Source organism: Nonomuraea sp. NPDC050643 (assembly GCF_040654715.1).
In the GTDB taxonomy this organism is placed as follows: domain Bacteria; phylum Actinomycetota; class Actinomycetes; order Streptosporangiales; family Streptosporangiaceae; genus Nonomuraea.
In genome coordinates this window covers 12,783-38,532 of record NZ_JBFAIM010000049.1, presented here as the reverse complement: position 1 = coordinate 38,532, position 25,750 = coordinate 12,783, and the positions used below count along the sequence as shown (strand labels likewise).

At 71.0% G+C, this 25,750-nt stretch carries 21 protein-coding genes; 13 read left to right on the top strand and 8 right to left on the bottom strand.

Features of this window, described 5'->3' with window-relative positions; genetic code table 11:
* Nucleotides 1-73: 73 nt before the first annotated feature.
* The 3 genes from AB0I15_RS44665 to AB0I15_RS44655 all read left to right on the top strand — a co-directional run bounded on the left by AB0I15_RS44665 (nucleotide 74) and on the right by AB0I15_RS44655 (nucleotide 2,338).
* A complete protein-coding gene (locus AB0I15_RS44665; RefSeq protein WP_358110605.1) occupies nucleotides 74-748 on the top strand; it encodes a response regulator transcription factor in 675 nt (224 codons plus the stop codon).
* Nucleotides 741-2,093, top strand: coding sequence for an ATP-binding protein (locus AB0I15_RS44660; RefSeq protein WP_358110602.1), 1,353 nt, complete (start codon nucleotides 741-743; stop codon nucleotides 2,091-2,093). Before AB0I15_RS44665 ends, AB0I15_RS44660 begins: the two co-directional genes overlap by 8 nt.
* Nucleotides 2,094-2,191: 98 nt before the next feature.
* Nucleotides 2,192-2,338 (top strand): hypothetical protein, encoded by a 147-nt coding sequence (locus AB0I15_RS44655; RefSeq protein WP_358110599.1) that lies wholly within the window; start codon nucleotides 2,192-2,194, stop codon nucleotides 2,336-2,338.
* 50 nt (nucleotides 2,339-2,388) lie between these two features.
* On the opposite strand, the gene AB0I15_RS44650 is transcribed toward AB0I15_RS44655, so the two are convergent.
* Nucleotides 2,389-3,258 (bottom strand): LysR family transcriptional regulator, encoded by an 870-nt coding sequence (locus AB0I15_RS44650; RefSeq protein ID WP_358110596.1) that lies wholly within the window; start codon nucleotides 3,256-3,258, stop codon nucleotides 2,389-2,391.
* 546 nt (nucleotides 3,259-3,804) lie between these two features.
* Between AB0I15_RS44650 and AB0I15_RS44645 the strand changes: the two genes are divergently transcribed.
* The gene (locus AB0I15_RS44645) at nucleotides 3,805-4,860 is read left to right on the top strand and encodes a neutral zinc metallopeptidase (protein ID WP_358110592.1); all 1,056 of its coding nucleotides are present in this window, start codon (nucleotides 3,805-3,807) and stop codon (nucleotides 4,858-4,860) included.
* Between the two features lie 133 nt (nucleotides 4,861-4,993).
* On the top strand, nucleotides 4,994-6,568 hold the full coding sequence (locus AB0I15_RS44640; RefSeq protein WP_358110590.1) for an LCP family protein: 1,575 nt from the start codon (nucleotides 4,994-4,996) through the stop codon (nucleotides 6,566-6,568).
* A gap of 65 nt (nucleotides 6,569-6,633) precedes the next feature.
* Here AB0I15_RS44640 and AB0I15_RS44635 read toward each other — a convergent pair whose 3' ends face one another.
* Nucleotides 6,634-7,911 (bottom strand): hypothetical protein, encoded by a 1,278-nt coding sequence (locus AB0I15_RS44635; protein ID WP_358110587.1) that lies wholly within the window; start codon nucleotides 7,909-7,911, stop codon nucleotides 6,634-6,636.
* Between the two features lie 256 nt (nucleotides 7,912-8,167).
* Nucleotides 8,168-10,207, bottom strand: coding sequence for a spermidine synthase (locus tag AB0I15_RS44630; RefSeq protein ID WP_358110584.1), 2,040 nt, complete (start codon nucleotides 10,205-10,207; stop codon nucleotides 8,168-8,170).
* Nucleotides 10,208-10,389: 182 nt separating this feature from the next.
* Here AB0I15_RS44630 and AB0I15_RS44625 point away from each other — a divergent pair, with 182 nt between their 5' ends.
* Complete coding sequence (locus tag AB0I15_RS44625) at nucleotides 10,390-11,751, top strand: S8 family serine peptidase (RefSeq protein WP_358110581.1); 1,362 nt, start codon at nucleotides 10,390-10,392, stop codon at nucleotides 11,749-11,751.
* A gap of 87 nt (nucleotides 11,752-11,838) precedes the next feature.
* Here AB0I15_RS44625 and AB0I15_RS44620 read toward each other — a convergent pair whose 3' ends face one another.
* The gene (locus AB0I15_RS44620) at nucleotides 11,839-12,159 is read right to left on the bottom strand and encodes a DUF4190 domain-containing protein (protein WP_358110578.1); all 321 of its coding nucleotides are present in this window, start codon (nucleotides 12,157-12,159) and stop codon (nucleotides 11,839-11,841) included.
* A gap of 116 nt (nucleotides 12,160-12,275) precedes the next feature.
* Here AB0I15_RS44620 and AB0I15_RS44615 point away from each other — a divergent pair, with 116 nt between their 5' ends.
* Nucleotides 12,276-13,301, top strand: a complete 1,026-nt coding sequence (locus tag AB0I15_RS44615) for an ion transporter (RefSeq protein WP_358110575.1) — start codon at nucleotides 12,276-12,278, stop codon at nucleotides 13,299-13,301.
* Here AB0I15_RS44615 and AB0I15_RS44610 read toward each other — a convergent pair.
* Both AB0I15_RS44610 and rpsD read right to left on the bottom strand, forming a co-directional pair.
* On the bottom strand, nucleotides 13,275-14,045 hold the full coding sequence (locus tag AB0I15_RS44610) for a low temperature requirement protein A (protein WP_358110572.1): 771 nt from the start codon (nucleotides 14,043-14,045) through the stop codon (nucleotides 13,275-13,277). The genes AB0I15_RS44615 and AB0I15_RS44610 overlap by 27 nt on opposite strands.
* Nucleotides 14,046-14,047: 2 nt before the next feature.
* A complete protein-coding gene (gene rpsD, locus AB0I15_RS44605; RefSeq protein ID WP_358110803.1) occupies nucleotides 14,048-14,662 on the bottom strand; it encodes a 30S ribosomal protein S4 in 615 nt (204 codons plus the stop codon).
* A 77-nt stretch (nucleotides 14,663-14,739) separates the two neighbouring features.
* On the opposite strand from rpsD, the gene AB0I15_RS44600 reads away from it, so the two are divergent.
* The 3 genes from AB0I15_RS44600 (at nucleotide 14,740) to AB0I15_RS44590 (ending at nucleotide 17,812) form a co-directional block, all read left to right on the top strand.
* Nucleotides 14,740-15,441 (top strand): DUF2470 domain-containing protein, encoded by a 702-nt coding sequence (locus tag AB0I15_RS44600; RefSeq protein ID WP_358110568.1) that lies wholly within the window; start codon nucleotides 14,740-14,742, stop codon nucleotides 15,439-15,441.
* A gap of 131 nt (nucleotides 15,442-15,572) precedes the next feature.
* Nucleotides 15,573-16,055 carry a hypothetical protein gene (locus tag AB0I15_RS44595; RefSeq protein ID WP_358110565.1) on the top strand — a complete coding sequence of 161 codons (483 nt, stop codon included), beginning with the start codon at nucleotides 15,573-15,575 and terminating at the stop codon, nucleotides 16,053-16,055.
* A gap of 305 nt (nucleotides 16,056-16,360) precedes the next feature.
* Nucleotides 16,361-17,812 (top strand): MFS transporter, encoded by a 1,452-nt coding sequence (locus AB0I15_RS44590; protein ID WP_358110562.1) that lies wholly within the window; start codon nucleotides 16,361-16,363, stop codon nucleotides 17,810-17,812.
* Nucleotides 17,813-18,205: 393 nt separating this feature from the next.
* On the opposite strand, the gene AB0I15_RS44585 is transcribed toward AB0I15_RS44590, so the two are convergent.
* Nucleotides 18,206-18,904 carry a TetR/AcrR family transcriptional regulator gene (locus AB0I15_RS44585; protein ID WP_358110559.1) on the bottom strand — a complete coding sequence of 233 codons (699 nt, stop codon included), beginning with the start codon at nucleotides 18,902-18,904 and terminating at the stop codon, nucleotides 18,206-18,208.
* 139 nt (nucleotides 18,905-19,043) lie between these two features.
* Here AB0I15_RS44585 and AB0I15_RS44580 point away from each other — a divergent pair, with 139 nt between their 5' ends.
* Nucleotides 19,044-20,618: an ATP-binding cassette domain-containing protein gene (locus tag AB0I15_RS44580; RefSeq protein ID WP_358110556.1), complete on the top strand. Its 1,575-nt coding sequence runs from the start codon at nucleotides 19,044-19,046 to the stop codon at nucleotides 20,616-20,618.
* A 193-nt stretch (nucleotides 20,619-20,811) separates the two neighbouring features.
* Here AB0I15_RS44580 and AB0I15_RS44575 read toward each other — a convergent pair whose 3' ends face one another.
* The gene (locus tag AB0I15_RS44575; RefSeq protein WP_358110553.1) at nucleotides 20,812-22,017 is read right to left on the bottom strand and encodes an ROK family transcriptional regulator; all 1,206 of its coding nucleotides are present in this window, start codon (nucleotides 22,015-22,017) and stop codon (nucleotides 20,812-20,814) included.
* A gap of 181 nt (nucleotides 22,018-22,198) precedes the next feature.
* Between AB0I15_RS44575 and zwf the strand changes: the two genes are divergently transcribed.
* Both zwf and edd read left to right on the top strand, forming a co-directional pair.
* Complete coding sequence (gene zwf / locus AB0I15_RS44570) at nucleotides 22,199-23,683, top strand: glucose-6-phosphate dehydrogenase (protein WP_358110800.1); 1,485 nt, start codon at nucleotides 22,199-22,201, stop codon at nucleotides 23,681-23,683.
* On the top strand, nucleotides 23,680-25,623 hold the full coding sequence (edd, locus tag AB0I15_RS44565; RefSeq protein ID WP_358110550.1) for a phosphogluconate dehydratase: 1,944 nt from the start codon (nucleotides 23,680-23,682) through the stop codon (nucleotides 25,621-25,623). Before zwf ends, edd begins: the two co-directional genes overlap by 4 nt.
* Nucleotides 25,624-25,750 lie beyond the last annotated feature (127 nt).

Sequence of the window (25,750 nt, the reverse complement as noted above, 5' to 3'; positions counted from 1 at the left end):
AAGCCTGAGACTGTCTGAGACGGCTCTCAGTCTTCTCAGCGTCGTCTCAGCGCCGGAACGGGAGAATCGCCACATGAGAGTACTTGTCGTCGAGGACGAGCGGCGAATGGCCGCGGCGCTCCAGCGCGGGCTCCAGGCCGAGGGCTTCGCCGTGGACCTCGCCCACGACGGCGAGGAGGGCCTGTACGCGGCCAGGCAGGGCGACTACGACGTCGTGGTGCTGGACATCATGCTGCCCCGGCTGTCGGGGTACAACGTGTGCAAGCAGTTGCGCGCCGAGGAGAACTGGGTGCCGATCCTCATGCTCTCGGCCAAGGACGGCGAATACGACATGGCCGACGGCCTCGACCTGGGGGCCGACGACTACCTGACCAAGCCGTTCTCGTACGTGGTGCTGGTCGCCCGGCTGCGGGCGCTGATGCGGCGCGACGCGGGGCGGCGGCCGGCGGTGCTGGTGGCGGGCGACCTGTCGCTCGACCCCGCCCGCCGCAAGGTGGAGCGGGAGGGCAACGCGGTCGAGCTGACGCCGCGGGAGTTCGCGCTGCTGGAATACCTGATGCGGCGGCGTGACGAGGTCGTGTCGAAGTCGGAGATCCTGGAACACGTGTGGGACACCTTCGACACCGACCCGAACGTGGTCGAGGTGTACGTCGGCTACCTGCGGCGCAAGATCGACGCCCCGTTCGGCAGGAACGCGCTGCAGACCGTGCGCGGCGCCGGCTACCGGCTGGCGGGCGACGGTGGCTGAGTCCCCGCTGGTCTGGTGGCGGCGGCAGGGCCTGCGCTTCCGCCTCACGGTGGCCGCCGCCGCGGTGCTCGCCCTGGCCCTGGCCCTGTCGGCGTCGGTGCTGCTCAGCGTGCTGGACCGGACGCTCATGGCCACCGTCGACGAGTCCACCATGCAGCAGGCGCAGGCCGTGCGCGTGGCGGCCGACGCGGGCACGCTCACCAGCCCGATCACCACGCACGACGGCACGGTCGTCCAGGTCATCGACGCGACGGGGCGGATCACGCACGTCACGTACGGCGCCGACCGGCTGGTGCCGCTGCTGGACGCGGCGGCCAGGGCCAAGGTGCTCGCGCGCGGGGAGGCCATCGAGCTGGACGGGCGGCCATACGCGATCCCGGGCTTCCTGCGGGTCATCGTGCTCAGCGCGGACCGGGGGCAGACCGTCATCGCGGCCCGGCCCGTCGGCGAGATCCAGACGAGCCTGGGCACGGCCGGGCGGGTGCTGCTGGTCGGCACGCCGGCGCTGGTCGTGCTGCTCGCGGTGGCGAGCTGGCTGATGATCGGCCGTACGCTGCGCCCGATCGCGGCGCTGCGCAGGGGCGCGGCGGACATCACGCACACGGCCAGGTCGCGCCGGCTGCCGGTGCCGCAGTCGCGCGACGAGGTGCACTCGCTGGCCACCACGCTCAACGGCATGCTGGCCCGGCTGGAGGAGGCCGAGCAGCGCCAGCGGGCGCTGGTCTCCGACGCCGCGCACGAGTTGCGCAGCCCGCTGGCCAGCATCCGGCTGCAGCTCGAGGTGGCGCTCGGGCATCCCGACGGGCAGGACTGGCGGGAGACGGCCGAGGGCGTGCTGGAGGACACGATGCGGCTGTCCCGGCTGGCCGAGGACCTGCTCGCGCTGGCCCGGCTCGACGAGCGCGGCGGCGTGCCGGCCCGCCGCGAGCCGGTCGAGCTCGACGAGGTGGTACGCCAGACCGCCGACCGGTACGCCGAGGCCCGCCTGACCGTCTGCGACCCGGTCGTGGTCCGGGGCGACGCCCTCGACCTGAGCCGGGTGCTGACGAACCTGATGGACAACGCGGTCCGCCACACCTCCTCCAAGGTCGAGGTGACGCTGACCGCCGACGGCGTCCTGACGGTCACCGACGACGGCCCCGGCATCCCCGAGCAGGATCGCGAGCGCGTCTTCAACCGCTTCACCCGGCTCGACTCCGGGCGCAGCCGCGATGAGGGCGGCGCCGGGCTGGGGCTGGCCATCGTGCGGGAGACCGTGCGGGCGCACGGCGGCACGGTCGCCCTCGAGGACGCCGCGCCGGGGCTGCGGGCCGTGGTGCGGCTGCCGCTCTCCCCCGCCCGGTGAGCATCCCGGCGAGGCCGGCCGCGGCGGCCGGCTTCAGGTGCTGGAGATCGCCGCCAACGGGCTGCTGCCGGGCGACCCTGCGGTAAGCCCCGCACCGCGTGGTACGCGACGGTACGAGGACGCTCATCGCCAGGGACGGCCTGTTCACGCCGACGAGGGTGGCGGCCGGTCCCGACGGCGCGTACTACGTGTCCGACAGGGGCACGCAGGCCGGGACCGGAGAGGTGCTGCGGATCAGGATCTGACCGCGCTCGGGGGTTCGGCGGTCGTCTTTCGTGGATCGTTCCTCAAGTGGTCAGGCGGCTGTCCCCTTTTCTGCGGTGGCCAGGAAGTCCTGGGCGATGATCGGCAGGCGGCGGCGGGCGTGCACGACGGCGATGACGCGGCGCAGTGCGGGTTCGAGCGAGCGCACCACCAGGCCCGCGCGCCCGGCCTGTTCGGCCATGCCGCGGTACCACAGCAGTGACGCCTGCCCGGCGCGTACGGCGTTGAGCCAGCCGTTGCGTTCGTCGGTCTCGAGCACGACCACCGGAGTGACCGCGTACTTGCCGAACATCGCGTCGAGCTCCCTGCGCCGCATGCTGCCGCGGGCGGGCAGCGCCAGGCGCATGCCGTGCAGTTTGCCCATCGGCACCGGATTGGGCAGGTCGAGCCCGGGCGGGGAGATCAGGACGATCTCCTGGCGTTCGAGCGGATGGGTGATGAGATCGGTGGGCACCGGAAGGTCGGTGAGACCGAGGTCGGCCCGTTGATCCCTGATGGCGCTGACGACGGCGTCACGGCCGTCGCAGCGGACGATGTGCACGCGTACTCCCGGGTGCTCGGCCGCGTAGGCGGGCAGCAGCCGCCCTGCGAGGCCGGGTTCCAGGCTGGGGGTGGAGGCGATGCGGAGTTCCGCCTCGGTGACGGCGCCGTGGTTGGCCAGGCCCTCGATCTCGTGAACGGCGTCGAGTACCTCCCTCGCCAGCTTGACCACCCGGCGGCCCTGTGCGGTGACGACCACACCACGGCCTGAACGAGCGAAGAGCGTCATGCCGAGCTCTCGCTCCAGATCGCGGATCGCGCGGGAAAGCGCAGGCTGCGCGATGTAGAGCGACCTGGCCGCGTCGGTCATGGTGCGGTGCTCCGCAGTCGCGACCACATAGCGGAGCTGCTGGAGATTCATGCCAACGAAGCTAGGACACCGCCCGCCGCCCGGACCGGGAGATAACCGAGATCACCTCGAATGATTTCGGACTGTGACCGAGCCCTGTCACATCCGTGACGGGTGATAAATCAGTATGCTTTTGCCCCAAATTTGGCAAGGGTCCGTCAAGTCGCGGCGCAAAACCAGCATTGCGGACAAGTGGGTACACGGGGAGACACGGTGACAGGGAACGGGCAATATCCACCCCCGCCTCAGGGGCCAGGGCAGCCCCAGAGGCCCCCCTCGCGGCCCTGGCCGCCGCCGGGGTATCGGCAGCCGCAGCCGCAGGGCGGAAGCCCGTACCCGCCGCCGCCACCGCCGCCCCCTCCCCCGCCGCCGCCACCCCCTCGGGGGAATCCGTATCAGCAGGGGCCCGCATATCCCCAGGGGCCGCCTCAGGGGCCACCGCAGGGACCGCCGCCTCAGGGGCCGGGCTATCCGCAGGGGCAGCCGTTCCCGCAGCCGCCGTACGGGCAACCGTACCGGCAGCAGCCTCCGCCTCCCCCGCCACCACCACCGCCGCCGATGCCGACGCGGCAGTGGCCGCAGCCGCCGCACAGGAAGTCCGGGATGGGCGTCGCCGGGGTGCTCGGCGCCGTGTTCGGCTCGCTGGCGGCGTTGTTCGTGCTCATCGTCATCGGGGCGGCGATGCTCAAGAGCTCCTCGCGGTCGGAGACGACCACGCCGATCGCGATCCCGACGTACGAGCCGTCGGAGAGCACCAGCGACGACCCGGACCCCTTCCCCACGAGGTCGGAGACGCAGGACGCCACGCCGACGCCCAGCGAGCAGCCTTCCGAGGAGGAGGAGCCGGACACCACCGTCACGCCGCCCCCCAAGGTCACGCTCAACACGAGCCTGAAGAACAACACCGTCTACCGGGCCGGCGCGCTGCCCCGGCTCACCTGCCGGGCCGGCAACGCCAACATCTTCAGCCACAGCCAGCTCAAGTCGCTGATCCTGAAGACCGGCAGGTGCATGGACCAGGCGTGGCGGCCGATCCTGGAGAAGCAGGGCATCGAGTTCAGCGCGCCCAACTACGCCATCGCCGCCAAGCGGGGCAGGGGCGCGTGCGGGGACTACCCGTCGGCGGGGAGCATGGTGCCGTACTACTGCCCGCGCAACAACACGATCTACGCCTCCACCTCGGCCATGGCCCGGGGCAACGGCAACGCCCGCGGGTACGGCCAGATCATCACCTGGCACGGCGGCATCATCAGCATGATGGCCCACGAGTACGGCCACCACGTCCAGAACATCACGGGCCTGATGAACTCGTGGTGGAGCACGACACTGGACTCCACCAGCCAGAGCGGCAAACTGGCGCTGAGCAGGCGGCTGGAGCTGCAGGCCACGTGCTTCGCCGGCATGTGGATGCGGTCGGTGGCGTCGTCGTACCCGGTGAACACCGCCAACCGGAGCCGGCTGTTCGCGTTCTACGGTCAGGTGGGCGACTACCCCGGCTGGCCACGCGATCACGGCAAGCCCGTGAACAACAATCGGTGGTTCCGCCAGGGGTGGGAGAGGAGCCAGGCCTACCAGTGCAACACCTGGATGGCGTCCTCTTCAACGGTCTCCTGACGGACACGTGGTATTCATCTCAGCTTGAACACATGTCTCTGATGTCCAGATATGAGGACTAGAATCCTGGCAATCTTGTGCCCAACGGGGGGCAAGCGTCAATTTTGCCTGGTAGGCGTGTAAGGAGCCGGGTGTGAGCAATCGCGATGGGGTCAGCACCGTGCCAGAAGGCAGGAAACGACGCCCCATTCGACGATCGCGCCCGGCTTCCGGCTCCGCCGCGAGGTCGTCGTCCCGCCCGCGGTTCGCCAAACCGCTGACGACGGGAGCCGTGCTCGGCTGGACCGCGCTGTCCGCCCTCGTGCCGGGCGCCGCCCATCTGCGCGCCGGGCACCGCCGTACCGGGCTGGCGCTCATCAGCGCGTACGCGCTGCTGCTGCTGGGGCTCCTGGCCTACATGCTGAGCCGGGGCGGCCTGGCGGGCTTCTCCTCCTTCGCCGACGACGGGATGCTCGTCACGGTGGTCGTCGTCGCGTCGGTGCTGGCGCTGGCGTGGTTCGCGGTCGTCGTGACGTCATACGTGGCGCTCGGCCCGAACAAGCTCAGGCAGCAGGGCCAGGTGCTGACCGGCATCCTGGTGGGCGTGCTCTGCGTGGCGGTGATGTCGCCGTTCGCCTTCGCGGCCCAGACCGTGCTGACCGCCCGGAACGCGATCAACGACATCTTCCCGTCCCACCCCGACCCCGAGAACCCCGTGGTGATCAAGAACCCCGAGGACCCGTGGAACGGCAAGGACCGGGTCAACTTCCTGCTCATCGGCGGCGACGCGGCCGGCAACCGGACCGGCGTGCGCACCGACAGCATGAACGTGGCCAGCATCAACATCAAGACCGGCGCGACGGTCCTGTTCAGCCTCCCGCGCAACATGCAGCACGTGCGCTTCCCATCGAACTCGCCGCTGCACAAGCAGTTCCCGAACGGCTTCATGGCCGAACTGCCCAACGGCGGCCTGCTCAACGAGGTCTGGCAGTACGCCAACGACAACCCGCAGGTCATGGGCGGCAAGAACAAGGGCCCCCGGGCGCTGATGGACGCCATCGGCTACACCCTGGGCCTGCAGATCGACTACTACGCCATGATGAACATGTACGGCTTCGCCGACCTCGTCGACGCCATCGGCGGCCTGCGCATCAGGGTCGAGCACGACGTGCCGTGGGGCGGCCTCTACGGCACCGCGGGCACGATCAAGGCCGGCAACCGCAAGCTGACCGGCGAGCAGGCCCTCTGGTACGGCCGCTCCCGCGTCAACAGCGACGACTTCTCCCGCATGGCCCGCCAGCGCTGCGTCATCGGCGCCTTCGCCCAGCAGGCCACGCCGACCGTGATCCTGACCAACTTCCAGAAGCTCGCCGGCGCGGCCAGGCGCGTGGCGCAGACGAACATCCCCCGCGACCTGCTGAACCCGCTGGTGGCGCTGGCGGTCAAGGTCAAGGACGCCAAGATCACGAGCCTGCAGTTCGTGCCGCCGGAGTTCTACTCGGGCCGCCCCGACTGGGTCAAGATCCGCCAGGCCACGAAGAAGGCGATCAACGACTCGGGCCGCCCGGCCCGCCAGGCGCAGACCGCGAACGTGACCGCCTCGCCGGGCGTCGGGACCGCGACCCCGCAGAAGCCGCGGACAACGGGGCCGGCGGGGCCGACGCAGACGCCGACGAAGAACAGCCAGAAGGCCGGCGCCAAGTCCCTCGACGAGCTCTGCGGCTTCTAGCCGGACGCTCTCCGCCGCCCGGCCGGGCGGCGGGCTGAGGTCTCACCCGCCGCCCGGCCGGAGCGCTACTTGCCGAGCTGGCCCAGGATCCACTCCGCCAGCGTGGCGGTGACCTCGCCGTGCTCGGAGTTGTGGGCGTCGCACTGGAAGTCGTCGAGCTGGCTCTGCTCGGGCGACAGGGCCGTGATGTCGGTGTAGAGATCGACGGGCCACTCCAGCGGGTCGTACTGCAGGGCGACCGCGCTGACGGACGGGACGAAGCAGGCCGAGCGGTAGCGGGTGTCGATCGGCACGCCCAGCTTGTCGGCGAGCATCCCGTACGACGGCATCGTCCCGCCGGGTGCGCCGTCGAACGGCGCGACGTCGCTGGTGTAGCTCTTGCTGGCCCACATCGGCACCGCCCGCATGCCGCCCACGTGCCGGTTGGTGCCGCGGTCGGGCTGGGTGCGGACCGTGACGCCGACGAGCCCGTCCAGGGCGTTCCACTCGAACACCGGCGCGTCGGGTGGCACGTTCCTGCCGGTTCCGTCGGCGGCGCCGTTGGCCACCCCGAGCTTGCGCGGCCGGGCCGGGAACCAGCCGACGCGCCGCAGGTCCCCGATGAACTCGACGCGCAGCGGGCTGGCGGTGGCGACCGGCCCCGAGTACCGGCCGCTCTCGACCCAGGCCCACAGCAGTTGCTGCGCGGCGGGGCTCTTGATGAGGTCCGCCTGGCCGGGCCCGCCCGGCGCGAGGGCGGCGGAGAAGTACGCGAGCTGCTGCAGGATGAGCGGGATCCAGGCGCCGTTGTGCGGCGTGTCGTAGGACAGGTACGTCTCGGTCTGGTGGTCCTCGCCGCGGTGCTCCATCTCCGCCAGCGCGTAGCGGGTGATCAGCCCGCCCATGCCGACGCCGCCGACGATCAGCGGCGTGTCGCCGGCCCGCTCGCTGATGGCCCGGCGTACGCAGGCCGCCGCCACGCCCGCGTTGGCCTGCAGGTGGGTGTGCCGGGCGCCGTAGCCGAGCAGCACGACGTCGATGCCCTGGGCCAGGAGCTGGTCCAGCAGGCGGTGCCGGTGGGGCGGGTAGGAGGCGTTGAGGCGGTGCCACAGCCCGCGCATGTCGCTCGGCCCGTGGCCGAAGCCGTCCGCGAAGATCATCGGCCGGGTGAGCCGGTCGTGGCCCGCACCGTAGTGGACGGCGGCGGTCCCGGTGGCGCTCCGGCCCCGGTGGGGCCACGCGGAGGTGAGCGACCACTCCGTCTGCGGGGTCCGCGGCTCCTCCCCCGTCGTCCGCGGGGGCGTCGCGAACAGCACTCCCTGGGGGAGCACCGCGGCGACCTGCTCCGCGCGTCCGGCGGGCACCGGCTCAGGCTCCTGCCGGAGGGCGAGCTCGACATCTATCCTTGCTGCCCCTCGTGTCGCCATGACTTCACCTTTTCTCGTGGGTTTACCGGACGTCACCCCCGATCAATGCACCTCCCTTTCGAGTAAGCCGAATTTCCCTTTGAACATGGCTGGTACGTCTAGCTCACCTCGTGTTCCGCGACAAATCAACCCACGGCGGAAACCATTCATCTGACCGTCGGTCAAGGAATTACATAAAGGAATTGCGGCCCTGTCACACCAGCGCGGACTTCTTCCTCGGGAGCAACACCAGGGCGCCGACGTACAGCACGGCCGCCACGATGAGCAGGCCCTTGTAGCCGATCACCAGCGCCACGTATTCGAGGCAGCCGCCCACCATGGCGCCCAGCAGGTTGGCGCCGAAGGACGTGGTCGCGTCGGCGGTCTCGGCGAAACGCTTGGCGAAGACCACGTTCGCGGCGAAGATCGGCAGGAACGCGACCGTCACGGCCGCCACCGCGCGCAGCGGCAGCGGGAGCGACAGCAGCCACTCGTTGGGCACGAGCCAGGCCAGCACCAGGCCGGCCAGCAGGACTCCGTACATGACCGGCAGTGGTGGCACGCGGAAGCGGCGGGTCACCTCGACGGCGGCGAGCACGGCGACGAGGACGCCGGCGAACACGATCGCGTTGACCACCCACGTGGTGCCGAACAGCAGCGCGAACCCGGTCACGCTCTTCGTCTCCAGCAGCATGAACGCCACGCCCAGCAGGAACAGGTCGGCGTACGGGCGCATCCGCTGGTAGGGGCCCGCGACGACGCGGACGGCCAGCAGGCTGACGATGAGGATCAGGGCGAGCGTGATGATGTAGATCGGCGGGATCGTGGCGTCCTTGAGATAGAGGAACGGCCGGTCGTCGTTGGCCGGCTGCGGGGTGCCGATGGCGGCGCCCGGCCACTCGGTGGCGCAGCGCTGGTCGGCCGCGGCCAGGCCGGCGGTGATCACGGCCTGCTGGCCCGCGGTGCTGACGACGTCGACGCACGGCTTGTGGCCGAAGGCGCTCTGCATGGTGGAGGCCAGGCGGTCGACGAGCCAGCTCTCACGGTAGTAGTTGTACATCGAGAACGTGCCGCCCGGCTTGAGGTGGGCGCGCGCGGCCTTCATGGCCTCTTCGGTGAACAGGTAGCTCTCCAGGCGCAGCGAGCTGGCCCCGGAGACGAGGGTGAGCGAGTCGGGCAGGGCGAAGAGGATGAGGTCGTACTTCTCGCCGGTGCGCTCCAGGAAGGCGCGGCCGTCGGTGACGTGGGTCGTGACGCGCGGGTCGTCGTAGGGCCGGTCGGGGTGGACGGAGCCGCCGAGCTCGCGCAACTTGGGGTCGATCTCGACCGCGTCGACGCGGGTGGCGCCCTTGGACAGGGCGATCGCGACGTCGGTGCCGCTGCCCGCGCCGACGATGAGCACGTCCTTCGGGGGCTTGCCGGTGCGCTCGTACGGCAGGCCGTACTGGGCCTCCCACTGCAGGCGGGCGGCGGCGGGCACGGCCTGCTGGTGCGGGATGCCGTTGACGGCGATGTCGGTGACGGGGATGCCGAGCTGCTGGAGTTGCTTGGTGGTGACCTTGTAGTAGGGCGACCAGATCGCCCCGGCGGTGAGCGTCTCGGCCAGCAGCAGCCCGACCACGGCCAGCGAGGGCACGGTCACGAGCCCCACGTAGAGCACGCGCGGCCGGGGCACCAGCAGCAGGCCGTAGCAGATGGCCGCGATGATCCCCCAGAACACCGGCGGCGCGCTCAGGAACGACAGCGCGGTGAACGCGGCGATGCCGGTGAGGCTGCCGATCAGGTCGTAGCGGTAGGCCTCCAGGCGCGGCAGCTCGGGGAAGCAGCGCCCGACGAGCTCGGCGGGCCCCATGAGGATGGCGGCCGCGGCGCAGAAGATCACCGGCAGGATGGCCCAGGCGGGCGGCCCGCTGGTGGACAGGCTCGTCCAGTAGAGGACGCCCTCGGTGTTGCGGTCGACCGTGACGGGGAAGGTCAGCACGACGATGACCAGGACGGCCAGCACGACGGGCGAATAGTACGGCTGCCGCCGCGAACGCCCCACGCGCAGGAAGCCGAGCCCGATGCCCAGGAACGAGCCGAGCAGCACGAAATTGGTGAAATAACTGAGGTGGACGATGTTGGACCCGGTCCACCGGATCAGTGCAAGCTCGAGAAAGAGCATGAAGGCGCTGGCGAGGATCAGCCTCGGCCGCACCGCCAGCCAGTGAGCCTTTTCCCCGTCATCGACCGGCTTCTGCGCCTGGAGCGTCATGATTCCTCACCGTAGTGAACAGACCGAAAACAAGGAAGCCTGACAGCCCAGAACAAATGTCGTCCGCTTCGCCACAAATGCGGTGTTTTCCCAGGTCAAAACCCCTGAGATCCGCTGGACGAGCGGAGGCGAATGAAGGAATGTGGGGAGGTTCGTTCCCTCCAAACGTTCGGTGGTGACTCATGCGGGTCCTGATCCAGCTACGTCCCTCCCCCGACCTCGTCGCGGCGGTCGCCGACCCCGGCCAGACGGCCACCACGGCCGACGTCGCCGACGGACTGCCCGGGGTCGAGCTCGACATGGCGTTCACGCCCGTGGCCGTGCCCCGGCCCATCCCCGCCGCGGGCGGCGACCCGCTCTCGCTCAACCAGCCGCTCGACTTCTCGCTGGCCCCCGAGGACGCCTCCGTGCTCGTCAGGGGCACGATCTCGGACGACGAGCTGGCCGCCAGGGTCACGCTGCTGCCCACGCTCAGGCCCGACGTGGTGGGCGTCTTCTCCGACCCCGTCATCGAGTCCACGCCGACGTGCGCGGGCGACGGGCCGGTCGGCGACTGGCACGACGTGGAGCGGCTGCTCAACGTCGCCGGGCTGCACGCGCAGGGGCTCGACGGCACCGGCGTGGCGCTGGCCGTGCTCGACACCGGGATCAACGCCGCGCACACGGCCAGGCAGCTCGGCAGGGGCGTCACGCTCGACGCCGAGCGGTGCTGGAACCCGTCGGGGGTGACGGGCCGGCCCGGCGAGTTCGAGGTCGGCCACGGGACGATGTGCGCCTTCGACACGCTGCTGGCCGCGCCGCAGGCCACGCTGATCGACATCCCGGTGCTGCTGTCCACCCGGCCGGGCGGCTCGGCGCTCGACGGGCTGCTGTCGGACGCGGTGTCGGCGTTCGCGCACCTGCGCACCGTGCTCGACGCCCAGCCCGCCGAGTCGCGGGCGCTGGTCGTGAACAACTCGTGGGGGTCGTTCTCCGCCGAGTGGGACTTCCCCGTCGGGCATCCGGGCAACTACTCCGACAACGCCGCCCACCCGTTCAACCTCATGGTGGCCGCGCTCGACAAGGCGGGGGCCGACGTGCTGTTCGCGGCGGGCAACTGCGGGCGCGAGTGCCCCGACGGCCGCTGCGCCTACCCCAGCCGGCCCATCGTGGGGGCCAACTCCCATCCGAAGGTGCTGTCCATCGGCGGCGTCGACGTCAACGGGGACCGGGTGGGCTACTCCTCGCAGGGGCCGGGGCGGCTGACCGCCCGCAAGCCCGACGTGTGCGCGTACACGCACTTCTCCGGGTCGAGGGCGTTCGGCGAGGGCGAGCCCGACTCGGGCACCTCGGCGGCCGCGCCGGTGGCGGCGGGGCTCGTGGCGGCCGTACGCACCCGGTGGCCGGCGACCAGGCTGTCACCGGCCCAGTTGCGGGCGCTGCTGCGGCGTACCGCGGAGGACCGCAGCGAGGTCGGGTTCGACTACGACTTCGGCTACGGGACCCTCGACCCGGCCGGGATCCTCGCCGCCCTGCAACGACGGGCCAAGAGCGTGGCCCGCTAACCCCCTACCGGGGAACGGGCTTCGGTGGGAGATGGCGCCGGACCGGCCGGCGCCGTCCCCCGTCGGCGCGACCGGCTCGCCCGCGGCCTAGTAGGAGCTGGTCGAGGAGAGGATGCCGCCGAGGACACCGAGACCGAGACCCAGCGCCAGGATGGCGAAGGTCAGGACCAGCAGGACGGTGCCGATGATGCCGCAGATGCGCCCGGCCTGGACGTAGCCGCGGTTCTCGTAGAAGTAGCCGCTCTCGTCGATCTCACGCAGTGCCTTGTTACCCATCGACCAGGCGAAGGGCCCGATGAAGCTGCAGACCACCAGGCTCAGGATGCCGAGCACGAGGATCGTGGTGCCGTTGGGGTGAGTCTGGGGCTGCGGGCCGTAGTGGCCAGGGCCGTAATCGGGATAGGACATGGTCGTTCGGCCCCCCTTGTTCTAACTGTCAGGTGGGTTTTATACCACAGCCTCCCCCTTGATCATGTTGCGTCATCATGGTGGGGCAAACGATCCCCTCTGAGGAGCCTGTCCCCGTGCGTGAACGCACCCGCGACTTACTAGCCCACCGGCATTTCCAGCGGTTCATCATCGCCGTCATCCTGATCAACGCGTGCACCCTGGGCCTGGAGACCTTCCCGGCCGTGGTGGAGCGGCACGGGCCCCTGCTGACCCTGGTCGACCACGTGGCGCTCTACATCTTCGCCGCCGAGCTGATCGCCAAGGTCTACGCCGAGCGCTCCGCGTTCCTGCGCGACCCCTGGAACATCTTCGACACGCTGATCATCGGCATCGCCTTCGCCTCCACGACCGGCGGTCTGTCGGTGCTGCGCGCGCTGCGCATCCTGCGCGTGCTGCGCCTGCTGTCGGTCGTGCCGAGCCTGCGCCGCGTGGTCTCCGCGCTGCTGCGGGCGATGCCGGGGATGAGCTCGATCGTGGTGCTGCTCTCCCTGGTGCTGTACGTGGCCGCCGTCATGGCCACCAAGCTCTACGGGCAGACCGCGCCCGACCGCTTCGGCAGCCTGCCGACCTCGCTGTTCACCCTCTACCAGACGATGACGGGCGACGACTGGGGCAACATCGCCAGGGAGGTGATGAGCCGGCATCCGTCGGCCTGGATCTTCTTCACCATCTTCATCCTGGTGTGCACGTTCGTGGTGCTGAACCTGTTCCTGGCGGTGGTGGTCAGCGCGATGGACGAGGAGAACGCCGAGGAGCGGGCGGCGCTGGAGGACACCTCGGCGCACACCCAGCGGATCCTGGACGAGCTGTCCGAGCTGCGCAGGGAGGTCGCCGAACTGCGCGGCCTCGCCACCACCGACCCGCGCCCGCCGGTCACGGTGAACGCGAACGCGAACGGGAACGCGAACGGCGCACCCGGCACAGGCGGCTTTGACGGCGGCTCTGAAGGTGGCTCCGGCGGTCGCTCGAACGGCGGCTCCAACGGCGGCTCCAACGGCGGCTCCAACGGTGGTTCCGTCGGTGGGCGGTCGAACGGGCGGAACGGGCGGGGTGGGTCGGGGAAGCGGGGCCGGTCAGGCGGGCGCGGCGGACGGGGCTGACGGGGCTGACGGGGCTGACGGGCTGGAGCCGGCGCGCGGCCGGTAGCGCACCCGCCACAGGGCGACGGCCAGCAGCAGTACGACCACCGTCCAGCCCGCGACCAGCCCCGACACCGCCGCCACGGCCAGCGACGCGACGACGGAGGGCACGGCCCAGCCCCAGATCCAGCGGCGTTCGGCGCCCAGGGCCAGGCCGAGCACGGTCGAGGCGGCGTAGTAGACGGCCAGGCCGCCGCCCAGCACCCAGCCGACGCCGCCGTGCAGATGCTCGGCCGGCCGGGTGGCGACCACGCCCAGGCCGGCCGCCGTCGCGATGATGCCCGCCGTCATGGCGAAGTGGGCGGGCAGGGCCACGTACGCCCGCAGGCCGCGTTCGGGGGCGCCGGGGACGGCGCTGACGCCGTACTGGAGGGTGAGCCACCAGAGCGAGGCGATCAGCCCGAACCCGGCCACGGCCGCCAGGCCGAGCGGCGCGCCCCACGAGTGGCCGGAGGCGGCCATCACGGCGATGCCGAACATGCCGATCAGCATGCTCCGCACGCGGGTGCGGTCGGCCAGCACGTTCGAGTACAGCGTGAGCGTGGTCCACACGCTCCACACCGCGTAGTAGAGCAGCACGAAGAGCGCCACGTCCGCCCACGTGGGGTGCGCCAGCCGGTGGGCCATCTGGGCCACCGCCACGACCACGACCAGGTCGAAGAACAGCTCGAGCCAGCTCGCGTGGCGCTCTCCCGCTTCGCTCATGGCTACCGAGAATAGAACTCCACCACGAGCTGCTCGTCGACGGGCACCACGATCTGCTCACGCTCGGGGCGGTGCGTCAGCGTGAAGCGCAGGTCGGAGAGCTCGACCGAGAGGTACGGCGCGGTGCGCTCGTCGGCGTACACGCCTTCGGCGGCGGCGACGAACGGCTGCATCCGGCGCGAGCGCTCCCGCACCGTGATCACCTGGCCCGGCTTGACCAGGTAGCTGGGGATGTCCACCTTGCGGCCGTCCACGGCGATGTGGCCGTGGTTGACGTACTGCCGGGCCGCGTAGATCGACGGGGCCAGGCCGGAGCGCAGCAGGAGGGAGGCCAGGCGGCTCTCCAGCAGCGTCACCAGCTCGGCGCCCGACGCGCCCGGCTTGCGGACGGCGAGGTCCCAGTAACGGCGGAGCTGCCGCTCCGACACGTCGTAGTACCAGCGCAGCTTCTGCTTCTCCATCAGCCGCAGGCCGTAGTCGCCGGTGGTGCGGCGGTTGGTCTTGCGGCCGTGCTCGCCCGGCGGGTAGGGGCGCTGCTCGAAGTAGCGGACGGCTTTCCTGGTCAGCGGGACGCCCGCGCGACGGGACAGTCGCACCTTGGGGCCGGTGTAGCGCACGTTCACCTCAATGTGATTAGGTAGTCCTTACTTAGGTAAGGCTAACCTACCACTTGTTGTGCTCCCAAGGAGGCGTCATGCTGCCGATCCCCGAGCGGGTCCGCACCCTCGCCGCGACCGCCAGCGTCGCCAAGCTCTCCGTCGACGGCGCCCCCTCCCCCGCCCGCGGCGGGGTCGACGAACGCGGCCGCCCCATCCTTCTCGTCCTGCCCGGCGAGTCGCTGCACGGGTTGCGCGAGGACGCCGTCGTGGCGGTCAACCTCACGGCGATGCGCCAGTTGGGCACCGTCACCCACCCGCGCGGGCTGATCGAGGTGCAGGGGTGGGCGGAGGCCGTACCGGAGCACGAGGCCCGGGGCGCGGCGGTGGCGGTGGCCGCGCACAGCGCGGACGAGAGCCTGTTCGAGGCGCTGGAGCGGTTCGGGGAGCGGGACGCGCCCCGGCTGCTGCGCCTGGACGTGGCACAGGTCGTGTACCTGACCGGGCAGGAGTCGGGGCTCCTGGACGCCGACGACTACCTGGGGGCGGCGCCCGATCCGCTGACCGAGACCGCCGAGCGGGTACTGGCCCACGTCAACGACTCCCACCGCCCGCAGCTCACGGCCGGGGTGTCGCGGCAACTCGGGGAGCAGGCGGGAGACGTCTGGCTTTGGGAGCTGGACCGGTACGGGGCCACGGTGCGGGTCGACGAATCGCTGGTCCGTTTCCCGTGGCCGACGCCCGCCCAGTCCGGCCTCTGCCTGGAGACGGCGCTTCGCGGCCTGCTGTGCAGTTGCTGAACGGAGTCGAGACCGCGTCACAGGCCCGCCACGGCCGATGAGTTCCGCCTCCCCGCATTGTCTACATTCTGGGAACGTCCCCTTCCGCGCCTGCGGGGGCCCACGATGAGATGACGAGGAGCGTGCACACCATGGATCATCAGGACACCGTGAGCGCCACCCTGACCGTCGCCGTACCCGCCGCGAGGGTGTTCGCGGTGCTGGCGAACCCGGCGGCCCATGCGGCGATCGATGGGACCGGCTGGGTCCAGGAGGCCGTCAACCAGGAGCCGCTGGCCGAGGTGGGGCAGATCTTCCGGATGGACATGCATCACGCCGGCCATCCGGACGGCGACTACCAGGTGGCCAACAAGGTCCAGGTGCTCGACCCGCCGCGCGCCATCGGCTGGCTGACGGGGTACGACAAGGGCGACGGGCACCTGGAGTTCGGCGGGTGGATCTGGCGTTACGACCTTGCGCCGGTGGGCCCGTCGGAGACCGAGGTCACGCTCACCTACGACTGGTCGGCGGTGCCGCAGTCCATCCGGGAGTACATCCAGTTCCCGCCGTTCGGCCCGGACCATCTCACCAACTCGCTGCACCATCTGGCCGAGCTCACGACGACCACACTCTGAGGACACGGCCCGCGGGCCGATCGATCCCGCGTTCCACGTTCCGCATACCGGCCATGGCGGCGACGCCGATCGGGGCACATCCGGCGCACGTCGATCTCCTCCCCCGAAACGGGCTCCGACCTGGCCATTTCAGCCCAGGGAAGTTGCCGACCCCGCCGCGCTGGACGGCACGCAACGCCTCATTCCACCGTACGGCGCCGCAGGGCGGCCACCGACGACGTCTTCTCTCGCGCCAACTATGGAATGAAGTGTTCCGTTCTGCTATTCTTGGAACAGAACAAGCCGTTCCGATTCAGGAGGCCGAGATGACCGCCCTCGACACCCGCCCGGCGCAGCCGCCCGTCAAGCCCGCGACGCCGACAGCCTTGACGCGGGCACCCGGGGAGTCCGTGGCGCCCTACCGGTGGCGTTGGCCGGCGCTCGCGGTGATCCTCGCCGGTTCGGTGATGGAGCTCCTCGACGCCACCGTCACCAACGTCGCGGGCCCCACCATGCGGGCCGACCTCGGCGGCGGCACCTCGCTGATCCAGTGGCTGGGCGCGGCCTACACCCTGGCCATGACCGCGGGCCTGCTGACCGGCGGGCGGCTCGGTGACATCGTGGGCCGCAAGCGCATGTTCCTCATCGGCGTCGCCGGATTCACGGCCGGGTCGCTGCTGTGCGCCCTCGCCTTCTCGCCGGAGACCATCATCGCGGCGCGGATCGTCCAAGGACTGTTCGGGGCGGCGATGATCCCGCAGGGCATGGGGCTGATGAAGGAGATGTTCCCGCCCAAGGAGCTGGCCGCGGCGATGGGGCTGTTCGGGCCGGTCATGGGGCTGTCGGCGGTGGGCGGGCCGATCCTGGCGGGCGTGCTGACCAGCATCGACTGGCGCCTGATCTTCCTGATCAACCTGCCCATCGGCGGCGCCGCCGCGCTGGCCGCCCTGCGGTTCCTGCCCGCGTCCCGGCCGGTCAAGGGCACGCGGCTCGACCTGATGGGCGCGGGCCTGGCCTCCGCCGGCATCGTGCTGCTGATCTTCCCGCTGGTCCAGGGGCGCGAGCACGGCTGGCCGGTGTGGGCGTTCGCGATGATGGCCGGTTCCGTCGTGGTGTTCGCGCTCTTCACCGTCCACCAGAGGAGGAAGGCCGCGCGTGGCGGTGACCCGCTGGTGGCGCCGAGCCTGTTCAGGAAGCGCGCGTTCGTCTCCGGCATGGCGACCGGCACCATCTACTTCGCGGCCTTCGCCGGTTTCTTCCTGATCGTCGGCCTCTACACTCAGCTCGGGCTGTCGTACTCCCCGCTCAAGGCGGCGCTGACCGGCGTACCGTCCTCGCTCGGCATGATCGCGGGCATGGGCATCGCGCAGGCCGCCCGCAGACACGGACGCAGGGTGCTGCTGAGCGGGGCGGTCGTCATGGCGCTCGGGGTGATCGGCATGATCGCCATCGCCTCTCCCGAAGTCTCACCGTGGCAGCTCGCCCCGGCCCTCGCGGTCGCGGGGGTGGGCAGCGGCCTGATCATGAGCCCGTACTTCGGCATCGTGATGGCCTCGGTCGCTCCGGAGGAGACCGGCTCGGCCTCGGGCACCCTGTCGGCACTCCAGCAGGTCGGCAGCGCGCTGGGGCTGGCACTGCTGGGGACCGTGTACTTCGGAACCGGCAGCGTCGAGGTCACGCTGTGGGCGGCGGCCGGGATGATGGCCGCGACCTTCCTGGTCGGGCTGCTCCTGCCGAAGCAGCAGACGGAAAAGCCGGCCGAGATCACCCACCACTGACCCGGGCCCATCCTCCCCCTCGCTCGATACGGCCGGCTCACCAGAGCCGGCCGTTCGGCGTCCGCCGGCACGGCTTGTCGCTCGGCCTCCGCCGGCACGACCCGTCGCTCGGCGTCCGCCGGCATCGCCTGGTGCTCCGGCTCCATTGCTCCGCGTCCGTCGTTTCGCGTCCGTCGTTTCGCGTCCGTGCTCCCACGTCCGGTCCACTCACGACCAGTGCCCGCACGCGCGCCGTTCCCATCGTCTGGCTGGTCGATTCCGCTCGTCGCAGCCCGGCTCTTCCCATCGCGGCCCGATCCCCATCCCTGGCCCGAACCTTCCCGGCTCGGGCGTTTCCGGCTCGGGCGGACGCAACGGAGGTGTTCGGGGGTGCTGTGGTGGAGCGCTTCCGGCCTACTTCTTGCGGGCCTGTTCCATTCCGGCCAGGAGGTAGCCGAGACCTTCGTCGAATGTGGCGTCCCATTCGTGGTCCAGACCGTGCTCGGCCAGGGCCGGATAGCGGTCGGCTCGCTCGCTCAGGAACGCGCCGGTGTCCCCCTCCTCTCGGTCCTGCAAGGTCACCTGCATGATGACCGAGCCCATGACGTAGTTGGACAGGCTGAAGGCGGCGGCCTTCGGGGCGGGGAAGCCGGCTGTGGTCAGGGTCTCGTAGAGGAATTCGGTGCGTTCCAGAGCGTTCGGGCCCATGAGCGGGCGGTCGAGGATGGTGGCCGACCAGGGGTGACGCAGCAGGGCCGCCCGCCAGCCACGCATCAGCCCACGCACCTGCGCCTGCCAGCCACCATCAACCGGGCCGACCCCGACCGGGCCGCTTCCAACCGGGCCGCCCTTCGGCCTGGTCTCGGCTGGGACGTCTTCGCGCGGGCGGTCGTCAAGCGGCCGGTTTCCGGGTGGGTTCGGTGCCGCGGGTGGGAGGGGGGTGGGGAGGCGGACCTCGCGGAAGATGGCGTCCAGGGCCAGGTCGAGGACGTCGTCCTTGGTTTTGACGTGCCAGTAGAGGGTGGTCGAGCCGGTGTTCAGGCGTTCCGCCAGGCGGCGCATGGTCAGGCGGGTGACGCCTTCCTCGTCCAGGAGCGCCAGCGCCTCTTCCACGATCCGGTCCAAAGTCAGGGTCTGTCTTGAGGGCTTTGCGGGGCGCGACCACACGTTGTCCATCCGCGAATAATACGTTGTACGGGTTACCGGATCGATGGTCTAGTGGGTGGAACGTTGGTCGAGAAGAGGTGGCGCCGTGGGGCACGTCGAGGTCAGTGGGGTGACCTATCTGCTGCCTGATGGGCGGCCGTTGCTCGTGGAGGCGTCGTTCAAGGTGGGCGATGGCGCCAAGGCGGCGCTCGTCGGGCCGAACGGGGCCGGGAAGAGCACCTTGCTGCGGCTGATCTCCGGGGAGCTGGAGCCGGTCGAAGGGCGGGTCGTGGCCGCGGGTGGGGTGGGGGTGATGCGGCAGTTCCTGGGTGAGGGGAGTGTGCGGGATCTGCTGATGAGCGTGGCGCCTGGGCGGGTCCGGGCGGCGGCTGTGGTGCTGGAGGAGGCCGAGAGGGCGATCTCCGTACGGGATGAGGAGGCCAGTCAGATGGCCTACGCCCAGGCCATCGCCGACTTCGCCGACGTGGGCGGCTACGAGCTCGAAGTCGTGTGGGACGTGTGCGCCACCGAGGCGCTCGGGCTGGCGTACGAGGAGGTCAAGGAGCGGAGCCTGGCCACGTTGTCGGGCGGGGAGCAGAAGCGGCTCATGCTGGAGGCGCTCCTGCGGGGGCCCGATGAGGTGCTGCTGCTGGACGAACCGGACAATTACCTGGACGTACGGGCGAAGCAGTGGCTGGAGCGGGCCATCCGGAGCTCCGGCAAGACCGTGTTGCTCGTCTCGCACGATCGGCGACTGCTGGCCGAGGCGGCCGATCGGATCATCACCGTCGAGGGGCGGGGTGTCTGGGTGCACGGCGGCGGGTTCGCGGGATACGCCGAGGCCCGCCGGCGGCGTAAGGAGCGGCTGGAGGAGGTGCGGCAGCGCTGGGAGGACGAGCGGGACCGGCTGCGGCGGCTCGTGCACCTGCTGCGGCAGCGATCGGCCAACAACGACGCCCTGGCGGGGGCGTACCAGTCGGCGGTGACCCGGCTGGAGCGGTTCGAACGGGCGGGGCCGCCGCAGCGGGCGCCCAAGGAGCAGAACGTACGCATGCGCCTGCGCGGAGGCCGTACCGGCAAGCGGGCGGTCGTGTGTGCGGAGCTGGAGCTGACCGGACTGCTCCGGCCGTTCTCCACCGAGATCTGGTACGGCGAGCGCGTCGGCGTGCTCGGCACGAACGGCACCGGCAAGTCCCACTTCCTGCGGCTGCTGGCCGGCGAGCCGATCGCGCACACGGGTGTGGCACGCCTGGGGGCTCGGGTCGCGGCCGGCTACTTCGCGCAGACGCACCTGCGCCCTGACCTGCGGGGACGACCGTCGGCCGAAGTGGTGATGCGGGAGCACGCGATGACCCGCAACGAGGCCATGGCGGCGCTGGCCCGCTACGAGCTGGCCCCGGCGGGCGGGCAGCCTTTCGAGACGTTGTCGGGCGGGCAGCAGGCCCGGCTGCAGATCCTGCTGCTGGAACTGTCGGGGGCGACGTTGCTGCTGCTCGACGAGCCGACCGACAACCTCGACCTGGCCAGCGCGGAGGCGTTGCAGCGGGGGCTGGGCGGGTTCGAGGGCACGGTGGTGGCCGTGACGCATGATCGGTGGTTCGCCGATGACCTGGATCGGTATCTGGTGTTCGGCGCGGACGGGGTGGTGAGAGCGAGTGATGAGCCTCGCTGGGATGTCTAGGGGGCAGGCCGGGGCATCACCATGCGCGGGCCGAAGCTCAGGAAGAGGCCGAAGCGTGGGAAGGGATGGGGCTCAGGGTCGGACGGGGCTCGGATGGAACCGGGCTCGGGATCGGGCGGCGGGGTCTCGATGGGTTGGGCATGAGGGGTTTTCCTGTGAGACCGCCAGACCGAGCGGCGGTGTCCGTCGGCGCTCAGCTTGAGGCGGCGCGGTCGCGGCGCAGGAGGGAGACCGTCATCGTCTCGTCCACCGCGTCCGGCGACAGCACGTGGTCGAGCACCATCACCGCGCACCCGTTGATCCCCGCCCCCGCCCCCAACCGGCTCGGCTCGATGCGCAGGCGGCGGGTGGCCAGGGCCGTGGAGCGGCGGTAGACGACCTCGCGGATGCTGGACACGAGCGGGCCGAACGCCTCCGCCACGTCCCCGCCGAGCACCACCACCGACGGGTTGAGGATGTTGACCGCCCCGGCCAGCACCTCGCCGATGCGGCGGCCGGCCTCGCGGACCGTGGCCATCGTCTCGGCGTCGCCCGCCCGTACGAGCGCCGTCACGTCCGCGATCGTCTTGACGTCCTTGCCCTGCTCCCGCAGGTCGCGCAGCAGCGCGGTGCCGCTGGCCACGGAGTCGACGCAGTCGGTGTTGCCGCAGCGGCACAGCACGCCGCCCCCGTCCAGCACCGGGATGTGCCCGATCTCGCCCGCCGCGCCCAGCGCGCCGCGCAGGATGGCGCCGCCGGCGATCACGCCCGCGCCGATCCGTGTCGAGATCTTGACGAACAGCAGGTCGTCCAGGTCGGGGTAGGCGCCCCGGTGCTCGCCGATGGCCAGCATGTTCACGTCGTTGTCCACGAGCACGGGCACGGGGAAGCGCTCCCGGATGATCGGCGGGATCACCACGCCGGTCCAGGACGCCATGACGCGCGCACTCTCCGTACGGCCCTGCGCGAACTCCACCGTGGCCGGCATGCCCATCCCGACGCCCCTGATCGTCGAGTGCGGCCGGTCGCCGAGCAGCTCGTCCCAGGTGTCCATGAGCAGCGGCAGCACGAGGCCGGGCCCCTGCTCCACGTCCATCGTGAACTCGCGCCCGGCCAGCTCGTGCCCGGCCAGGTCGCAGACCGCCACCCTCGTCCGCGAGGCGCCGAGCGCCGCAACCAGCACCACGCCGCCCGAGGCGTTGAACTCCAGCCGGACCGGCGGCCGCCCGCCCGTGGACGGCGCGTCGTCGCGCTCCACGACCAGGCCGCGTTCCAGCAGCTCACCGACGCGCAACTGCACCGCGGGACGCGACAGGCCGGTGACCCGGCCGAGGTCGGCCCGCGTCACGGCCTCACCGGTGCGGATGAGGCGGAGCACCTCGCCACTCGTGGCGAGGGTCGCTGCGGTACGTCGTGGCATCGGCTAAGTGAACCACACGTGGTTGTGTCATGAAAAGTCGCTACTTTTTTATCTCGCATGCCAAAACTCCGCTTGTGTAAGCACCAAACTCTCGTTAGTGTCCGTTCTGTCCTTGCTTGGTAGATCATCGGAGTCCCTAACCGTGTCCACCACCGTGCCCACGACCCCGCCGGCCGCCCCGATCAGCAGCCCGACCAGCAGCCCGACCAGCGGCCCCGCGTACGCCGCCGACCTCGTCGTCTTCGGCGGGACCGGCGACCTGTCCATGCGCAAGCTGATCCCGGCGCTGTACCACAGCGACAGGGACGGCCGGCTCGCCCCGGAGACCCGCGTCATCGCCATGTCCAGGGGCGGGCTGACCGACGACGACTTCCGCGGCAAGGTGGACGCCGAGGTACGCGACCAGATCCCGGTGGACGACATGGCCCTGTGGCAGCGCTTCCTCGGCCGCCTGCACCACGTCTCCGTGGACGTCGGCGGCGCGGACCGGTCCGGGTGGGGCGCGCTGACGAGGCTGCTGGCCGGGCACGAGCAGCGCGACCGCGTCTTCTACCTGGCCAGCCCGCCCAGGACGTTCGGCCCCTTCTGCCGCGAGCTGGACGAGGCCGGCCTGGTGACGCCGCAGTCGCGCGTGGTGCTGGAGAAGCCGCTCGGCCACGACCTGCCGAGCGCGCAGAGCATCAACGACGAGGTCGGCGCCATCTTCGACGAGCGCCAGATCTTCCGCATCGACCACTACCTCGGCAAGGAGACGGTGCAGAACCTGCTGGTCCTGCGCTTCGCCAATGCCTTCCTCGAGCCGATCTGGAACTCCCTGTGGATCGACCACGTCCAGATCACCGCCGCCGAGACCGTCGGCACGCCGGGCCGGCGCGGCTACTACGACCACGCGGGCGCGCTGCGCGACATGGTGCAGAACCACCTGCTGCAGCTCCTCACGCTGACCGCGATGGAGCCGCCGGCCCGCAACGACCGTGAGGCCATCCGCGACGAGAAGGTCAAGGTGCTGCAGTCGCTGCGGCCGATCGCGGGCGGCGAGGTGGAGCGGTTCACGGTGCGCGGCCAGTACGTCGAGGCCGGCGGCATGCCCGGCTACCTGGACGAGCCCGCCTCCACGCCGACGACCGAGATGTCGCGCCGGGTGGAGACGTTCACCGCGATCCGGGCCGAGGTCAAGAACTGGCGGTGGGCGGGGGTGCCGTTCTACCTGCGTACCGGGAAGCGGATGCCGTACCGGCGCTCGGAGATCGTGGTGCAGTTCAAGGACGTGCCGCACTCCATCTTCCCCGGGGGCACGCCGAACCGCCTGGTGCTGCGGCTGCAGCCGGAGGAGGGCATCGAGCTGCACATCATGGCCAAGGAGCCGGGCGCGGGCGAGGTGACGCTGAAGCCGGTGCCGCTGTCGCTGAGCTTCGGCAAGACGTTCACGACGCGGGTGCCGGAGGCGTACGAGCGGCTGCTGACCGACGTGCTGGCCGGGAACCCGACGCTGTTCATGCGGCGCGACGAGGTGGAGGCCGCCTGGCGCTGGGTCGATCCGATCCTGGACGCCTGGAAGGCCGACCGGGCGCTGCCCGAGCCCTACCCCGCGGGGACCACGGGCCCCGCGGGAGCCCACGAACTGCTCGGCCGTAGCGGTCGCGCTTGGCACGAGGAGGAACTGTGAATCCCATCATTCAGGAGGTCACCGACCGGATCGCCGAGCGGAGCGCCACCAGCCGTACCGCGTACCTGGAGCGGATCCGGCGCGACGGCGAGGCCGCGCGGGCGAAGGGCCCGGCGCGGGCGCACCTGGGCTGCGCCAACCTGGCGCACGGGTTCGCGGGCGCCTCGGCCGAGGACAAGCCGGTCCTGCGCGGCACGTCCAAGCCCGGCGTCGCCATCGTGACCAGCTACAACGACATGCTGTCGGCGCACCAGCCGTACGAGACGTACCCGCCCGAGCTGAAGGCGGCCGTGCGCGCGGCGGGCGGCGTGGCGCAGGTGGCCGGTGGCGTGCCCGCGATGTGCGACGGCATCACGCAGGGCCGGGCCGGGATGGAGCTGTCGCTGTACAGCCGTGACGTGATCGCCATGGCGGCCGCGATCGCGCTGTCGCACGACATGTTCGACGCCTCGCTGCTGCTGGGCGTGTGCGACAAGATCGTGCCGGGGCTGTTCATCGGGGCGCTGCACTTCGGGCATCTGCCCGCGATCTTCGTGCCGGCCGGGCCGATGACCTCGGGGCTGCCGAACAAGGTCAAGGCGCGTACCCGCCAGCTCTTCGCCGAGGGCAAGGTCGGCAGGGGCGAGCTGCTGGACGCCGAGGCGAAGTCGTACCACTCCCCCGGCACCTGCACCTTCTACGGCACCGCGAACTCCAACCAGGCGCTGATGGAGGTCATGGGCCTGCACCTGCCGGGCTCGACGTTCGTCAACCCGCACACCGAGCTGCGCCACGCCCTCACCGCGGCCGCCGGGCGCCGGGCGGTGGAGATCACCGCGCACGGAGCGGAATACACGCCGATCGGCGAGCTGGTCGACGAGAAGTCGATCGTGAACGCCTGTGTCGCGCTGCTGGCCACCGGCGGCTCCACGAACCACACGCTGCACCTGGTGGCCATGGCTGCTGCCGCCGGAATCGTGCTGACCTGGGACGACCTGGCCCGCCTGTCGGGGGTCGTGCCGTCGCTCACCAAGATCTACCCCAACGGCCAGGCGGACGTGAACCACTTCCGCGACGCCGGCGGCATGCAGGTGCTGATCGGCGACCTGCTCGACGAGGGGCTGCTGCACGCCGACGTGCTCACCGTGGCCGGCCCCGGCCTCGACCGCTACCGCGAGGCGCCCGAGCTGGTGGACGGCGAGCTGGTCTGGTCGCCGGTCACCGGCGGCAGCGCCGACCTCGACGTGCTGCGGCCGGTCGCGGAGCCGTTCTCGGCGGACGGCGGCATCCACATGCTCTCCGGCAACCTGGGCCGCGCGGTCAGCAAGGTGTCGGCGGTCAAGCCCGAGCACCTGGTGATCGAGGCGCCGGCCAAGGTGTTCGACGACCAGCTCGACCTGCTGGCGGCGTTCGAGGCGGGCGAGCTGGACGGGCAGGACTTCGTGGCCGTCATCCGCTACCAGGGGCCCAGCGCGAACGGCATGCCGGAGCTGCACAAGCTCACGCCGCCGCTGGCCGTGCTGCTCGACCGGGGACAGCGGGTCGCCATCGTGACGGACGGCCGCATGTCGGGCGCCTCCGGCAAGGTGCCCGCGGCCATCCACCTGTCGCCCGAGGCGGCCGACGGCGGCCCGATCACGCTGGTGCGCGAGGGCGACGTGGTCAGGCTGGACTCGGCGGCGGGCACGCTGGAGCTGCTGGTGCCGGCCGAGGAGCTGGCGCGGCGCACGCCCGAGGGCCGGCCGCTGAGCGACGCGCAGTGGGTCGGGACGGGACGCGAGCTGTTCGCGGCCTTCCGCCGGATGGCGGGGCACGCCGAGCAGGGCGCCGGGATCTTCGGGGTGAGCGGCGCCGAGTCGCCGCACCACGGCCCCGGCCTGGGCTTCCCGGCCGAGGCGGGCTCCTCGCACCTGGAGACGGGCGCGCCGTTCGGCGCGCGTCCCGCCGGTCTGGCACGGTGACCGCTTCTCTGCCTGTACGGTGCTTCATGTCCGTTTGGCGTACTCATGAGCCCGTACGTACTCGCGGCCCCCTTTGGGCCGTCGTGGGCCCTCGTGGCATCCTTCGGTGTACGGCGAGCGATCTTGA

Excerpts from the sequence above, each read along its gene's own strand:
- AB0I15_RS44600 (WP_358110568.1), top strand. The coding sequence starts at position 14,740 with ATGCTGCCGATCCCCGAGCGGGTCCGCACCCTCGCCGCGACCGCCAGC.
- AB0I15_RS44650 (WP_358110596.1), bottom strand. The coding sequence starts at position 3,258 with ATGAATCTCCAGCAGCTCCGCTATGTGGTCGCGACTGCGGAGCACCGC.
- AB0I15_RS44620 (WP_358110578.1), bottom strand. The coding sequence starts at position 12,159 with ATGTCCTATCCCGATTACGGCCCTGGCCACTACGGCCCGCAGCCCCAG.
- AB0I15_RS44590 (WP_358110562.1), top strand. The coding sequence starts at position 16,361 with ATGACCGCCCTCGACACCCGCCCGGCGCAGCCGCCCGTCAAGCCCGCG.
- AB0I15_RS44595 (WP_358110565.1), top strand. The coding sequence starts at position 15,573 with ATGGATCATCAGGACACCGTGAGCGCCACCCTGACCGTCGCCGTACCC.
- AB0I15_RS44630 (WP_358110584.1), bottom strand. The coding sequence starts at position 10,207 with ATGACGCTCCAGGCGCAGAAGCCGGTCGATGACGGGGAAAAGGCTCAC.
- AB0I15_RS44575 (WP_358110553.1), bottom strand. The coding sequence starts at position 22,017 with ATGCCACGACGTACCGCAGCGACCCTCGCCACGAGTGGCGAGGTGCTC.
- AB0I15_RS44610 (WP_358110572.1), bottom strand. The coding sequence starts at position 14,045 with ATGAGCGAAGCGGGAGAGCGCCACGCGAGCTGGCTCGAGCTGTTCTTC.
- AB0I15_RS44665 (WP_358110605.1), top strand. The coding sequence starts at position 74 with ATGAGAGTACTTGTCGTCGAGGACGAGCGGCGAATGGCCGCGGCGCTC.
- AB0I15_RS44625 (WP_358110581.1), top strand. The coding sequence starts at position 10,390 with ATGCGGGTCCTGATCCAGCTACGTCCCTCCCCCGACCTCGTCGCGGCG.
- AB0I15_RS44645 (WP_358110592.1), top strand. The coding sequence starts at position 3,805 with ATGCCGACGCGGCAGTGGCCGCAGCCGCCGCACAGGAAGTCCGGGATG.